The sequence below is a fragment of the [Clostridium] colinum genome, assembly GCF_940677205.1.
In the GTDB taxonomy this organism is placed as follows: Bacteria; Bacillota; Clostridia; order Lachnospirales; family CAG-274; genus Tyzzerella; species Tyzzerella colina.
Genome location: NZ_OW712331.1, coordinates 1,596,519 through 1,612,320, shown reverse-complemented (window position 1 = coordinate 1,612,320; position 15,802 = coordinate 1,596,519). Strand labels below are relative to the sequence as shown.

The 15,802-nt window shown below is 24.3% G+C and carries 15 protein-coding genes and 1 other RNA gene; 15 read left to right on the top strand and 1 reads right to left on the bottom strand.

What is annotated here, in order from left to right:
• The first annotated feature begins 10 nt into the window (after window positions 1-10).
• The 15 genes from NBW53_RS07915 (at window position 11) to NBW53_RS07845 (ending at window position 14,385) form a co-directional block, all read left to right on the top strand.
• Complete coding sequence (locus NBW53_RS07915) at window positions 11-670, top strand: HAD family hydrolase (RefSeq protein WP_250277735.1); 660 nt, start codon at window positions 11-13, stop codon at window positions 668-670.
• 19 nt (window positions 671-689) lie between these two features.
• Window positions 690-2,126, top strand: a complete 1,437-nt coding sequence (locus tag NBW53_RS07910; RefSeq protein ID WP_334302900.1) for an MATE family efflux transporter — start codon at window positions 690-692, stop codon at window positions 2,124-2,126.
• A 289-nt stretch (window positions 2,127-2,415) separates the two neighbouring features.
• Window positions 2,416-2,556, top strand: a complete 141-nt coding sequence (locus NBW53_RS07905) for a hypothetical protein (RefSeq protein ID WP_250277733.1) — start codon at window positions 2,416-2,418, stop codon at window positions 2,554-2,556.
• Between the two features lie 6 nt (window positions 2,557-2,562).
• On the top strand, window positions 2,563-3,693 hold the full coding sequence (locus NBW53_RS07900) for a tetratricopeptide repeat protein (protein WP_250277732.1): 1,131 nt from the start codon (window positions 2,563-2,565) through the stop codon (window positions 3,691-3,693).
• An 87-nt stretch (window positions 3,694-3,780) separates the two neighbouring features.
• Complete coding sequence (locus NBW53_RS07895; protein WP_250277731.1) at window positions 3,781-6,558, top strand: insulinase family protein; 2,778 nt, start codon at window positions 3,781-3,783, stop codon at window positions 6,556-6,558.
• A 22-nt stretch (window positions 6,559-6,580) separates the two neighbouring features.
• A complete protein-coding gene (locus NBW53_RS07890) occupies window positions 6,581-6,910 on the top strand; it encodes a hypothetical protein (RefSeq protein WP_250277730.1) in 330 nt (109 codons plus the stop codon).
• Complete coding sequence (locus NBW53_RS07885; RefSeq protein WP_250277729.1) at window positions 6,907-7,623, top strand: FUSC family protein; 717 nt, start codon at window positions 6,907-6,909, stop codon at window positions 7,621-7,623. The genes NBW53_RS07890 and NBW53_RS07885 overlap by 4 nt, the downstream gene beginning before the upstream one ends.
• Before the next feature lie 17 nt (window positions 7,624-7,640).
• An RNA gene (rnpB, locus tag NBW53_RS07880) (RNase P RNA component class A) lies at window positions 7,641-7,972 on the top strand.
• Window positions 7,973-8,025: 53 nt separating this feature from the next.
• Complete coding sequence (sigH, locus tag NBW53_RS07875) at window positions 8,026-8,631, top strand: RNA polymerase sporulation sigma factor SigH (protein WP_250277728.1); 606 nt, start codon at window positions 8,026-8,028, stop codon at window positions 8,629-8,631.
• Between the two features lie 55 nt (window positions 8,632-8,686).
• Window positions 8,687-9,217, top strand: a complete 531-nt coding sequence (locus tag NBW53_RS07870; RefSeq protein WP_250277727.1) for a peptidylprolyl isomerase — start codon at window positions 8,687-8,689, stop codon at window positions 9,215-9,217.
• A 237-nt stretch (window positions 9,218-9,454) separates the two neighbouring features.
• Window positions 9,455-10,537, top strand: a complete 1,083-nt coding sequence (locus NBW53_RS07865; protein ID WP_250277726.1) for a PucR family transcriptional regulator — start codon at window positions 9,455-9,457, stop codon at window positions 10,535-10,537.
• A 12-nt stretch (window positions 10,538-10,549) separates the two neighbouring features.
• Entirely contained in the window at window positions 10,550-11,326 is a 777-nt protein-coding gene (locus NBW53_RS07860; protein ID WP_250277725.1) for a sulfite exporter TauE/SafE family protein, read from the top strand.
• An 88-nt stretch (window positions 11,327-11,414) separates the two neighbouring features.
• Entirely contained in the window at window positions 11,415-12,971 is a 1,557-nt protein-coding gene (locus tag NBW53_RS07855; protein WP_250277724.1) for an ABC-F family ATP-binding cassette domain-containing protein, read from the top strand.
• 10 nt (window positions 12,972-12,981) lie between these two features.
• Entirely contained in the window at window positions 12,982-13,545 is a 564-nt protein-coding gene (locus NBW53_RS07850; protein WP_250277723.1) for a class I SAM-dependent methyltransferase, read from the top strand.
• 12 nt (window positions 13,546-13,557) lie between these two features.
• Window positions 13,558-14,385 (top strand): Cof-type HAD-IIB family hydrolase, encoded by an 828-nt coding sequence (locus NBW53_RS07845; protein WP_250277722.1) that lies wholly within the window; start codon window positions 13,558-13,560, stop codon window positions 14,383-14,385.
• A 207-nt stretch (window positions 14,386-14,592) separates the two neighbouring features.
• On the opposite strand, the gene NBW53_RS07840 is transcribed toward NBW53_RS07845, so the two are convergent.
• Entirely contained in the window at window positions 14,593-15,795 is a 1,203-nt protein-coding gene (locus NBW53_RS07840) for a chloride channel protein (RefSeq protein WP_250277721.1), read from the bottom strand.
• Window positions 15,796-15,802: the final 7 nt, after the last annotated feature.

Genomic DNA, 15,802 nt, shown 5'->3' with positions numbered 1-15,802 from the left:
GGAGGCAAATATGTATAAAGCTATTATATTTGATATGGACGGGGTTATATTAGATACTGAAAAACTTTTGATGAAATGCTGGCAAACAGCAGGAAATGAGTTTGGCATATGTATAGAAAATAAGCATTTATCAAAAATGAGAGGAGGCACTATACCAGTAATAAAAAATATTTTTGAAGAGATATTTGGCAAAGATTTAGATTTTTATAAAATAAGAGAAAGACGAGAAGCTATAAAAGATGAATATATATCAAAAAATGGTGTACCAGTTAAAGAAGGAATAGAAGAATTTTTAAAATATATAAAAGATAATAATATAAAAATTTCGCTTGCAACATCTACTATAAAAGATATAGCTATAAAATATTTAAAAGAAGTAGATTTGTATAAATATTTTGATGAAATAGTTTGTGGAGATATGATAGAAAATGGTAAACCTTCGCCAGATATTTATTTAGAAGCTTGCAAGAGATTAAATGTTAATCCAAAAGAGGCTTTAGTTTTTGAAGATTCTAGAAATGGTATTTGGGCTGGATATAGTGCAGGCTGTGATGTAGCTATGGTTGTAGATATAGATGATAAATATGAAGATACTGAAGATAAAATAATTTTAAAAATAGAAAGTTATAAACAAGCAATAGATTTTTTAGAAAAAGCTAAGGAGAAATAAAATGGAAAGTACAGATAAGATGGAAGAAAACAGTAAAAATAATCATTTAGCCACGGAAAGCATAGGTAAACTTTTAATAAAAATGATTATACCTTCTGTTATAGCACAAATAGTAAATTTATTGTATAACATAGTAGATAGAATGTTTATAACAAAAATACCTAATGTAGGGACGTTAGCATTAACAGGGGTTGGTGTTACATTTCCTATAATAATTTTAATTTCGGCTTTTGCCTGTTTAATAGGTATGGGTGGAGCTCCACGAGCGGCTATAAAAATGGGTAAAAATGATTATGAAGAAGCAGAACATATATTATCTAATTGTTTTATAAGCCTTATTATGATATCTGCTATACTTACTTTATTTTTTTTAATATTTAATTCAAAACTATTAATAATGTTTGGAGCTAGCGAACAAACTTTGCCATATGCTAGACAATATGCAAATATTTATGTTATAGGAACTATATTTGTACAAATAACACTTGGTTTAAATCCATTTATAAACGCACAAGGGTTTGTTAATACCGCTATGAAAACAGTATTGATAGGTGCAGGGCTTAACATAGTTTTAGATTTTATATTAATAAGAATATTTAATTTAGGTGTTATGGGGGCAGCGCTTGCAACAGTTAGCTCTCAAGCAATATCAGCTATATGGGTTTTAAGATTTTTAACAAAATCTAAAGCTACAAAAATAAAAATTAGAAAAAAATATTTTAAGCTTAAAAAATCTATAATGTTTCCTATAATAGCTTTAGGTATATCTCCTTTTATTATGCAAAGTACAGAAAGTCTTTTAAATATTGCTTTTAACTCGTCATTAAAAAGATATGGTGGAGATATAGCTGTAGGTAGTATGACAATTATAGCAACAATTATGCAATGTGTAAGCTTGATAGCAACAGGTATAGGGCAAGGTGCACAACCTATCATAAGTTTTAACTATGGCGCAGGGCATATGGATAGAGTTAAAAAGACATATAAATTAACTATTATAATATCTGTAATATTTACAAGTATAATGTGGGTATTATGCGTTTTTAACCCTCAACTTTTTGTAGGTATATTTGCAAAAGGTGATGAAAATATGATGGGATATGCTAGTTTAAGCTTGCAAGTATACATTTTTTCTGTATTTATAATAGGTTTACAGTTTGCTTGTCAACAAACATTTGTTGCTTTAGGTCAGGCTAAAGTATCTTTATTTTTAGCACTTCTTAGAAAAATTATATTATTAATACCACTTATATATATTTTACCAGCTATTATACCAAATGGTATTACTATTAGTTTAAATAGTGATGTTAGCTTAGATAGTAAAGTTTTTGCAATATTTTTAGCAGAGCCTATATCAGATTTTATATCGGCAGTTACAACAGGTATTTTATTTATAATAACAATTAAAAAATTAAATAAAAATTTTGAAAAAAATATTTCTGAAAAAACAACTTAATAGTTGATTAGACTGAAAACAAAATATTTTTGATTAATTTTTTTATTTTTATTCTTTGTATAAAAATTCTAATCACAAGATGGGGAAAAGACTTAGATTATGTAAAAAGTTAGATTTTTAGGAGATTTAGCCCTTGTGCGAAGAAAATTATCTTTTTTTCATACAAGGGTCTTAAAAAAATCTTGTTATTTTTTTTAAAGGTTGTAGACTTTGTCTACAACCTCTTGATATTATTATATTTTAGTGTTAAAATTATAATAATACTATTTAATATAAAAGGGGTTTTTTTATGATTAATTTTGAAGAAGAACTTTTGAAATTTAAACCTATTATTGAAATAGATAATATAGAAGACTCTGTTATTAATGATGAAATGTATGATATAATAGATATTATTAAAGAAATAATAAATGATAAAGATAGGGGTTAGCTTAAAATGAAGTGTCCTATATGTGGATTAATAATACAAAATGACCATATATGTCCTAGATGTAATGAAAATGCCTATGTGCTAAATAAGATTTTTAATATTTCTGTAAGACTTTATAATGAAGCTTTAGAAAAAGCACATAAAAAAGATTTTTCTAACGCTATATTTTTATTAGAAAAAAGCTTATGCTTTAATAAAAATAATACAGAAGTTATAAATTTATTAGGTTTATTATACTATCATACAGGCAGGCTAGGAGATGCTATTAAACAATGGATTTTAAGCACTAATATTAATCCAAATAAAGATAATAGAGCATTTTATTATCTTAATATTTTTAACCAAAATATAAGAAAATTTGAAAAGTTAGATGATGCAGTCAGGCTATATAACCAAGCTATAAAATATTTAAAAAATAGAGATGATGATTTAGCTGTTATAAGATTAAAAAAAGCATTAGATATAAATCCTAAATTTATAGATGCTATGAATTTATTATCATTTTGCTACATAGTTCAAAAAAAATATAAAAAAGCGTTAAAAGTTTTAAACAAAGTTTTATTATTAGATACAAAAAATGAAATTGCACTTAAATATATAGAAGAAATAGAGGCTAGAAAAAACAAAAAGAAAAATAAAAAAGAGATTTTATCAGAAGAATATACACATAATGGTATGATAAAGACTGTTGATGAAGATGAAGAATATAGCAAAATAAAATATAATAATAAAAACTTAGTGATAATTTTTTCTTTTGTTTTTGGTGTTTTATTATGTGCTTTATGTATGTACTTTTTATTTATACCAGATTATAAGTCTAAAAAAACAGATGAAATAGAACAACTAAACAATACAATAAATACAATTAAAGAAGAAACAAAAAATTTTATTTTGAAAAAAGATGAAGAGCTAAAAAAAGTACAACAAGAAAACCAAGAAATAAAAAATAAATTACAAATTTATGAAAACAAAAAAGCTATAGATGATAATTATCAAAAAATAGATATAGCACTAAATTTATATAAACAAGGTAAAAAAACAGAAGCTAAAAATATGATAAATAGTATTAACACTAATGGATTTGATACAGAAGCTATGAAAAAATATAATGAAGTAAAAAACAAGATAAACAAATAATTTTTAAAATTATACATAATATTTTATTATTTAATTTAAACTAATAAGCTACCGATTAATCGGTAGCTTTAAAAATAGGAGAAAAAAATGACATATAATTTATTAAAAAATGAAAATATAGATAATATAGGGCAAGCATTTTTATATGAACATATAAAAACAGGAGCTAAAATTGTATATATAAAAAATGATGATAAAAATAAGGTATTTTCTATATCCTTTAGAACTTTACCAAAAGATAATACAGGAGTATTTCATATTTTAGAACATTGTGTATTATGTGGTTCAAAAAAATATCCGTTAAAGGAACCTTTTAACCAATTAGACAAATGTACTATAAATACATATTTAAATGCTATAACATTTGCAGATAAAACGCTATATCCGATAGCAAGCCCAAATGATAAAGACTATTTTAAACTATTAGATGTTTATTTAGATGCAGTATTTTTCCCTTTGATAAAAGAAAAAAAGGGTATATTTTTGCAAGAAGGTTGGCATTATAATGGAAAAGAAATAAATGGTGTAGTATATAATGAAATGAAGGGAGTATATTCTACACCAGATGTTATAATAGATTTTAAAGTTAAAGAAAAACTTTTTGATAATAAAGGGTATGCGTATGATTCTGGAGGACACCCAGATTATATTACAAATCTTACATATGATGATTTTATAAAAATATATAATAAGTATTATACACCATCTAATAGTATAATTTATTTTTATGGTGATTTAGATATAGATTATTATTTAGATTACTTAAATAAAGAATATTTAGATAAATTTGATAAAGTAAATGTTCATACTATAACAAAAAGTAAAAATTTAGATAAACCTATAATTTTTGAAGATTTTTATTATATAGATGAAGATTTAGAAGAAGATAAAAATTATATACAAGCCAGCTTTAAGCTAAATTTTAGTACAGATGAAGTAAAAAATATAGTATTTGACATTTTGGCAGATATATTAACAGAAAACCAAGAAGGAATATTAAAAAAAGCACTTGTTAATGAAGGCATATGCACAGATGTTACAAGCTATGTAGATGATGATATGATAGAGCCTACATATAACATACTAATAGAAGGAACTAAAGAAAATAATTTAGATAGGTTTAAAAATATATTAGAAAACACTATAAAAAATATAAATATAGATGAAAAATTAATAGAAGGTGGAATATCTACAAATGAATTTTACTTTAAGGAAAAAGATTTTGGATATAAACCTAAAGGGTTATTTTATAACATAATGCTTCTTAAAAATATGCTTTATGAAAAATATGATTTTGAAGTATTAAAGTTTGATAAAATTATAGAAGATATAAAGAAAATAGATTTTAAAAATCTTTTAATAGAAAATATTTTAAACAATAATAATGCTGTCTATTGTATTTTAAAACCATCTAATAAATTAGAACAAAGTAATAATAAAAAATATATAAAAAATACAGAAGATTTAATAAAATATCAAAAAGAAGTAGATAAAGAAGAAGACATACAAAAAATACCACCTATTGATATAAAAGATATAGAAAAAGATATATTTAAAATAAACACACAAATATTAAATGTAAAAAATAGACCATTAATACTTAACAATATAAATTCTGAAATATTATATTTTAATATGATTGTAGATATATCTAAATTTAGTGAAAAATATGGAAAATATATAAGTATATATGTTTATTTATTAGGTAAATTAGATACTAAAAACTATACAAGTGAAAAATTAGAGCAAGCTATAAATATATTAATAGGTGGAGGCAGTACATTTAATAGTGTATCATCTTTAAAAGATAACAAATTTTTTAATAGTTTTGGATTTTCTGCCAAAATTTTAAATAAAAATATAAATGAAGCATTCATTATAATAAATGAAATATTTAAAAATACGATTTTAGAAAATAAACAAAAAGTTAAAAAGTTTATTTTAGAATTTTTATATAAATGTGAGCTAGATATTTTAAAAGACCCTAAGCAATATTCTATAAAAAGAGCAAAAAGTTATATATGTGAAAAAAGCCTATATGTAGAAAAAGTAGAGGGGATAGACTTTTATTATTGGTTGAAAAATTTATGCAAAAATATAGATAAAAATATAGATGATATTATACAAAATTTATTATATATAAAAAATAATATTTTTAATATTAATAATATATACTTTGGTGTTGGGTGTAATAAAGACATACAAAATCAGGCTATTGTATGTATAGAAAACTTAGACTTTTTTAATAATAAAACAATAAATATAGAAGTTGGTAAAAACATTACAGAGATAAAAAATGAGGCATTTTATATGCCATCAGATGTTAATTATAACACAAAAGTTGCCCTTTTAAATAGAAAAAATTTTAAATATACAGGATATTTAGATATATTAAAAAGAATAATAGAAAGTGATTATATATGGTATAAAATAAGGACAGAAGGTGGAGCATATGGAGGAAATATATCTATATCAGATGCGGGGCTTTTAACATTAAATTCTTATAGCGACCCTAATATAAATGATACTTATGATAAGTTTAAACAAATAGTAGACTATATAGAAAATTTAAATATTAGTGATAATGAACTACATATGTATAAAATAGGTACTATAAATATTTTAGATAGACCTATAAAAGATTATGAAATAAACCAAATAGCCATTAATAGATATTTTAAGCAGATAGATGAAAAAGAAATATATATAAAAAAGCAAGAAATTTTATATGCTAATTTAAAAGATATAAAAGCTTATTTTGAAATGATACGAGAGGCATTTAATGAAAATAGTATATGTACAATAGGAAATAAAGAAGATATAAACTTATGTGAAAATTTATTTTTTAATATTAAAAAGATATAATCGTAGATAAGGAGATAATTTTTTGAAAAAAGATTTTAAAGACTTTTTAAAGTTAGCAATAAAAAATTTATTAACATTACTTTTAGTAATAGCATTTATTGTAGTATTTAGTGTTATATTAGGCGAAGAAAATAAGCTTATAGGAGTTGGATTAATAACTGGTGTAATAATGTTTTATAATATAGACTTAGGATTTAATAGAAAACAAGCATTTTTTATTATTTTAGGTATATGTTTATTAATGGGAATTTCTAATATAATTTCATTTTATAATATATATTTAGCAGTATTATTTAATATTGCAACTATATTTATTTTTATGACATTATTGCAACTATATTTATTTTTATGACATTAACAACAGTGAATTTAAGTCATAAAACATATATACCTTTTGCTTTAATGTATGTTTTTGCAGAAGGTTCTCCTATAAATAGAGAACAAATAGTTAGCAGATTTTTATCTTTTATTTTATCAGGAATAATTTTAAGTTCTATATATTATATAAGACATAAAAAATTAGAAAGTGAAAGAACAATAAAAGATATATTTAATAGTATTAGCATATCAAAAGAAACAACGGTATTTAATATTAAAATGACTTTGGGATTAACTGTAGCATTTTTTTTAACCAAATTTTTTGGTATAGAAAAAGGCATGTGGATAAGTATGACAGTAATGTCTTTAACTCAACCTAATTTTCATTTAATAAAAAAAAGAATACAACATAGGTTTTTTGGAACAGTTGTAGGAGGTATATTTTTTCTAATACTTTTTGGAGGACTTATACCAGAAAAATTTTTTGGAGTTATAACAGCTATTTTATCTTATATATATACATTTGCAAAAAGTTATTATATACAAATAATCTTTGTAACTATAAATGCTTTAAATGCAGCAAATGGTATATTTGATACTTTATATCATGGATATATTTATAGATTATCCTTTATATTTATAGGTATTGTAATAGTTTTAATTATAGTATTTTTAGAAAAAATGTTGGATAAAAAAGTTGAAAGTGATAAAAATGATGAAAATGATGTATTGACTAATAACGATTAGTTATGATAAAATTTATATAAGTAAGCCAGATGGTCGCATACTTTTAGTATGAGGAAAGTCCGAGCTCCATAGAGCAGGGTGCTGGATAACGTCCAGTGGAGGCAACTCTAAGGAAAGTGCAACAGAAATAAACCGCCTATTTTTTAGGTAAGGATGGAAAGGTAAGGTAAGAGCTTACCGCTCTTTTGGCGACAAAAGAGGCTCTGTAAACCCCACTTGGTGCAAGAACATTGAAACATATAAGGTTGCTCGCCTGTTTCATAAAAAGTTCGCAAGAGGCTACTGGTAACAGTAGCACTAGATAGATGACCATCAAATACAGAACTCGGCTTATAGGCTTGCTTATATTAAGGCTCTTTATAGAGTCTTTTTATATTAAAAAAATAAAAAGGAATAAAAAATATGTATGAAAATTATACAGATGAGGAGCTTTTAGATAAAATAAAAAACGGTGATAATATAGCAATGGATTATTTAATAACTAAATATAAAAATTTAGTTAAAATGAGGGCTAGAGCATATTTTATAATAGGCACAGATTCAGAAGATATTATGCAAGAAGGTATGATAGGGCTTTATAAAGCTATAAGAGATTATAAAAAAACAGATGCTAGCTTTCAAACTTTTGCTAAAATTTGTATAGATAGACAAGTGATTACGGCTATAAAAATGGCTAATAGAAAAAAACATTTACCGCTTAATTCTTATTTATCTTTAAATATGCTTGTTTATGAAGAAGATTCTGAAATTACATATATTGATAAGCTAGAAGAAAGTAAAGCATTAAATCCAGAAGAAATAGTTATAGATAAAGAAAATGTGAAAACTTTACAAAAACAAATAAATGAAAAATTAAGTAAATTAGAAAAGCAAGTTTTAAAGCTATATTTACGAGGTAAAAGCTATGCTACAATAGCTAAAGAATTACAAAAAGATGAAAAATCTATTGATAATGCAATACAACGTATTAGGAAAAAAATAGAAAAAATACAAGTATCAAAATGTTGACATACATATAAAATAAATGTAATATATAAATAAAAAATAATTGGAGGACATATAAATGAGTAAAAATCCTATTGTTACGATAGAAATGGAAAATGGTGATATAATAAAAGTGGAGCTTATGCCAGAATTTGCTCCTAATACAGTAAACAATTTTATTAGTCTTGTTAATAAAGGATTTTATGATGGACTTATTTTTCATAGAGTTATAGAAGGGTTTATGATACAAGGTGGTTGTCCAGATAAAAATGGTATGGGTGGACCGGGATATGGCATAGACGGCGAATTTGCTTTAAATGGATTTGATAATAATTTAAAACATAAAAGAGGGGTTATATCTATGGCTCGTGCACAACACCCTAACTCTGCAGGGTCTCAGTTTTTTATTATGCATCAAGATGCTCCACATTTAGATGGGTCTTATGCTAGCTTTGGACAAGTTATAGAAGGTATAGAAAATGTAGATAAAATAGCAACAGTTGCTACAGATTTTTCAGATAGACCTAAAGAAGAACAAAAAATAGTTAAAATAACAGTTGACACATTTGGAGAAACTTATCCAGAACCAAAAACTAATAATATGAGATAAAAGTTTTTAAAAGGTATGATTTAATAAATTTTTTGTTATTAATCATACCTTTAAGTTATTATAAAGAGAGAATAAAGGGAGAATTTTATGAAAATAAATAAGAGGGAGTTAATTTATTTTATAAATATTATTTTAGCTTTTTATATATTACCGTATATATATATTTGTCTATATATGATATAAAAAATATTTATTAAATAAATTTATAGTAAGAAGAAATAAATAGGAGGTGGAAAATTGCTTAGTAATAAGGTAATAAAAAAGGTTATAGATGATTTAAAAATAATAAGTAAAGTAGATTTATGTGTGGCAAATATTAATGGAGAAATATGTGCTACAACATTTAAAGAAGAGGGAATATATAAAAATTATATTAAAGATTTTTTCAAGTCTATGGCAGATATGCAGGTTATTTTAGACTATAATTTTTTTAAAGTAACAGATGATGCTTATTCTAGATATGTTGTTATAACAAAAGGGTCAAATGAAGATAGTCATATGATAGGTAAAATTTGTGTTAGCCAATTAAAAAATTTATCTTTAGCATATAAAGAAAGGCTAAATGAAAATGGATTTATACAAAATTTACTTTTAGATAATATGCTTTTAGTAGATATTTATAATAGAGCTAAAAAACTAGGTATAGAAAATAACGTTAATAGAGTAGTTATGATAATAAAGCCTTATAATAATAAAGATAGTAACTCTTTAGAGATGATAAAACATATATTTGCAGAAAATGAAAGAGACTATATAACAGAAATAGATGAAAAAAGCATAATAATAATAAAAGATTTAGGGGAAGATATATCATATAAAGAAGTAGAAAAAGTTGCAAATATTTTAGTTGACATGTTTAATACAGAAATTATGATAAAAGCTAAAGTTGCATATGGAACTATTGTAAATGATTTAAAAAATATTTCAAAATCTTATAAAGAAGCTAAACTGTCTATGGAAGTGGGAGATATATTTTATAATGAAAAAAATATTATAGGATATAATACTCTTGGTATAGGAAGATTAATATATCAATTGCCAATGAATTTGTGTAAAATGTTTATGAATGAAGTTTTTAAAGAAAATATATCTGAAATTTTTGATGAAGAAGTTATAACTACTGTATATAAGTTTTTTGAAAACAATTTAAATATATCAGAAACATCTAGAAATTTATATATACATAGAAATACGCTTACATATAGGCTAGAAAAAATACAAAAAACAACAGGGCTTGATATAAGAACATTTGATGATGCTTTAACTTTTAAACTTGCTTTAATGGTTGTAAATTATATGAAATATATAGAAAATAAATAAAAAGAGGTTAATATGAATATAGTATTATTTTTTGTATGTTTAATTGCTTGTATGGTTGGAAGCATTAGCGGCATAGGCGGAGGAATAATAATAAAGCCTATAATAGATAGTTTAAATATTATGAACATAGCTACATTAAGTTTTTTATCTGGTTGTACAGTTTTATCTATGGCTATTGTATCTTTGTATATGTCTAAAAGTCAATATGCAAAAATAAATTATGTTTTAGCTATTTTTCTTGGGCTAGGAGCTAGTATAGGAGGTATATTAGGAAAGCAAATATTTGGATTTTTTATGAAATATTTTGAAAATAGTAAAATTGGACTAATACAGTCTATTTTATTATTTATAATAAATATTTTTATTTTAGGATATATGTTTGTAAAAAATAAATTAAAATCTAAAAATATAAAGTCTAAAACAATAACTATAATATTAGGAACATTACTTGGGATAATATCATCTTTTTTAGGTATAGGTGGTGGACCTTTAAACATAGCTATTATATACTATTTTTATTCATTAGATGCAAAACAAACAACTTTGTTTTCTTTAATTATTGTATTTTTTTCTCAGTTATCTAGTTTAATATTAACTATATATACAGGTTTACCTAACTTTATATATACTAATGTTATAGTAATGTGTTTTGGTGGAGTTTTTGGAGCATTGATAGGAAGTAAAATAGCAAAGAAAATGAATAATAATAAAACACAAAAATTTTTTATAGGCGTTTTATTATTTTTGATATTTATAAATATATTTAATATAATAAATTTTTTAAAATAAATAAACAAAATTATAAAAACATTTAATATATTAATTTAATATGGTATAATTATATAAATTAGTAAAAAAGAAAAGGAGCTTTTATTGTATGAGTATTCTAACAGTAAAAAATGTAAGCCACGTTTTTGGTGGCAGGACAATTTTTGAAGATGTATCTTTTAGGCTATTAAAAGGCGAACACGTAGGGCTTATAGGAGCTAACGGCGAAGGAAAATCTACATTTATGAAGATAATAACAAATAAGCTTATGCCAGATGAAGGGACTATTGAATGGTCTAATCGTGTTAGAGTAGCATATATGGACCAACATGCAGAGCTTAAAAAGGGAGATAGCATAAGAGATAGTTTAAAAGTTGCTTTTGAATATTTATTTGATATAGAAAAAGAGCTAAATGAAACTTATATGAAAATGAGTGAAGCAGATGAAAAAGAGATGAACAAGCTTATGGATAATGCTGCTAATCTTCAAGATATATTAGATATGAGTGATTTTTATAATATAGATATAAAAGTAGATGAAATAGCTAGAGGGCTTGGGCTTTACGACTTAGGGCTTGATAAAAATGTAGACGATTTATCTGGTGGTCAAAGGACAAAAATATTATTAGGTAGGTTACTTTTACAAAATCCAGATATACTTCTTTTAGATGAGCCTACTAACTATTTAGATGAAGAACATATAGCGTGGCTTAAAGAATATCTTTTAAACTATGAAAATGCATTTATTTTAATATCGCACGATTTAGAGTTTTTAAATAGCGTTGTAAATCTTATATATCACGTTGAAAATGCTAAATTAACAAGATATGTAGGTAACTATGAAGAATTTTTACGTCTTTATGAGCAAAATAAAAGACAGCTAGAGGCAGCATATGAAAGACAACAACAAGAGATAAATGACCTACAAGACTTTATATCTAGAAATAAAGCAAGGGTTGCTACCGCTGGTATGGCTAGAGCAAGGCAAAAAAAGCTTGATAAAATGGATATAATAGAGTTATCTAAAGAAAAACCAAAACCAGAATTTAGGTTTAAACAAGCAAGAACATCAGATAGACTTATTTTTGAAACAAAAGACCTTGTTATAGGATATGATGAAGCATTATGTAAACCTTTAAATCTATTATTAGAAAGAGGACAAAAAGTTGCAATAGTTGGGTCTAATGGGCTTGGTAAAACTACTCTTTTAAAAAGTTTATTAGGAGAGATTAAACCTATTAGCGGTGAAGTTTTAGAAGGTGCAAATCAATTTATTGGGTATTTTGAACAAGAGATAAAAGAAGATAATAATAAAACTTGTATAGAAGAAATTTGGGATGAATTTCCATCTTTTACTCAATATGAAGTAAGACAGGCACTAGCTAAATGTTCTTTAACAACAGACCATATAGAGAGTAAAGTATATGTTTTAAGCGGTGGAGAACAAGCTAAAGTAAGACTCTGTAAAATAATGAACAGAGAAACAAATATTCTTATTTTAGATGAACCTACAAACCATTTAGATAAAGATGCTAAAGATGAGCTTAAAAGAGTTTTAAAAGAATATAAAGGTACTATACTTATGGTTTGTCACGAACCAGAATTTTATAAAGATATTGTTACAGATATATGGGATTTTAAAGATTTAACATTAAAAATAGTTTAATAGGTGGTATATGAAAATAAATACAACTAAGCTTGCTAAAGATTTTATAAAAGAAAATGTACAAAGTAAAGATGTAGTAATAGATGCTACAATGGGAAGAGGTAATGATACTTTGTTTCTTCGTCAATTAGTAGGAAATGATGGATTTGTATATGCTTTTGATATACAAGAAGAAGCATTAATCTCTACAAAAAAGAAACTTGAAGAAAATAATTTATATAATAATGTATCACTTATATTAGATGGACACGAAAATATTGATAAATATATTAAACAAAGTAATATATCTTGTGTTGTATTTAACTTTGGATATTTGCCAAAAGCAAATCATAACATAGCTACTAAGCCACATACAAGTATAATAGCTATAAAAAAAGCTTTGGAAATTTTAAAAACAAAAGGGATTATAAGCCTTTGTGTTTATCAAGGTGGAGATACAGGGTTTGAAGAAAAACAGGCAATTTTAAATTTTGTACAAAATTTAGATTATAATAAATACACTGTTATAATTTCAGAGTTTTTAAATAGACCTAACTATCCACCTATACATATAAAAATTATAAAAGAAATATAGGAGAATGTAGGTATGAAATATAAACTTGTTGCGATAGATTGTGATAATACTCTTATAAAACATAATGGAGAAATACATGAAGATAATATTAAAGCTATAAATATGCTTTTGGAAAAGGGGATAAAAGTTGTTATAGCTACTGGTAGAAATGACATATTAGTAAAAGATTATATGGATGAGGCAGGATTTAAAGAAGAAATAGTAATAGGTTGCAATGGTGCTTCTATAAGAGATTTAAAAGATAATAGTATTATACAATTAAACTATATACCAAAAGATACTATGAAAAAAATGGTACATATTTGTTTAAATAATAATATAAAAGCAAAAATGTATACTTTAACAGAAAGTTACTCTACATCTAAAGAAAATATGGGAGACGAGCTTAAAGAAATATTAACTCATTATACAAAACAGTTAAGTATGTCTTTAGATTATAAATATGAAGAAGACTTAGATAAATTAATAAACGAAAAAGAATTTTTAAAAATGGTAATATTAGAAGATGATAGAGAAAAACTTTTAGATATACAAAATAAATTTAGACAATTAGATGATATAAGTGCTGTTATATCTGCAAAAAATTGTTTAGATGTAATGAAAAAGGGAATATCTAAAGGTGCAGCATTAGAATATTATGCAAATATGCTTGGTATAAAACAAGAAGAAGTAGTAGCTATAGGTGATAGTGAAAATGACTTAGAAATGTTAAATTTTGCAAATTTTTCTGTTGCTATGGGTAATGCAGATGACTTTGTAAAAAACCGTTGTGATATGGTTACATTAACAAATGATGAAGGTGGAGTTGCATATGCTATAAATAAAATATTTGATAATTAGTATAATGCAATAATAAATAAGGATACAAATTAAGGTTGTAGACTTTGTCTACAACCTTTTTAAATTAAGTAAATTATATAAAAAGTAGATTTTTTATATAGTTATTAAAGTTTATAAAAATATAAATTTTATAATTTTTACCTAAATAAAAAATATATATTAAAATAACTTTAAAAATTAACAAAATATTGTTTAAAATATTTATTATTATAGATTATTAGACTGTTGTAACGAATAAATTGATTTATTAAAATTAAATGTATAGGCAAAAACCATAATTATAAAATAAAAAGGCATATATTCATATCCAAAAACTTCTCCGCCTATAAAGATAGGAGCTAAAAATGTATTTGTTGCACTTCCAAATACACTTAAATAACCAAGACCTGCTACAAATTCTATTGGTAAATTAAACATAGTAGCTAATATAACTCCTAAGCTAGCACCAATAGAAAAAAGAGGGGTTACTTCTCCACCTTGAAACCCAATAGACAAAGTAAAAATAGTAAGAATAAATTTTAATATCCAATCATAATAATAGATTTGCTCATTATAAAAGCTAGCATTTATAAGATTTGTACCTAAGCCAGAATATCTACCTTTATGTAATATTAAAAATATTATACTTAATATAATACTTATAACAAAAATTCTTTTTATAGGGTTGTTTATTTTGTTTGTAAAAAAAGATTTTATATATTTTAAACATACAGCAAAGCTACCACCAACTAATCCAAAAATAATACCTAAAATAATTAGTTTTAAAATAGTTGTAAAATCTAAATTTATATTTGATGATAAATAAAATGTAAATTTTTCAAGTCCTAGCAAATGAGATACTGTGCTAGCAGTAAAAGAGGCAGTAATAGCAGGAAGTATTGCGCCATAATGTATAGCACCAGCTATTAAAACTTCAATAGCAAAAAATATTGCGGCAATTGGTGTTTGAAACAAACCAGCAAAACCAGCAGACATACCAGTTATTAAAAAAATTTTATTAGCGTTTTGTATATTTATTTTTTGACTAACCCAGTTAGAAAATGTAGCTCCTATTTGTACAGCAACACCTTCTCTACCAGCGCTACCACCAAATAAATGAGTTAGCCAGGTGCTTAAAATAATAAAAGGTATTAACCTTAAAGGGATTTTTTCTTCTTTATTTTGGGCTACTTCAAAAATAAGGCTCATACCTTTTGAAGCCTTACCACCAAATTTATTATAACAATATACAATTATTACACCAGATAAAGCTAAAAAAGGTATTAAAAATAATGGGAATTGTTGTCTTATATCAGTTATTTTTAATAAAACTTTACCAAAAATAGTGTCTAATATTCCTACAACAACTCCTATTGGTATACCAATAAGACTTAAAAAAATTAAATTTTTATAATTTTTAATATTATTCATTTTTATT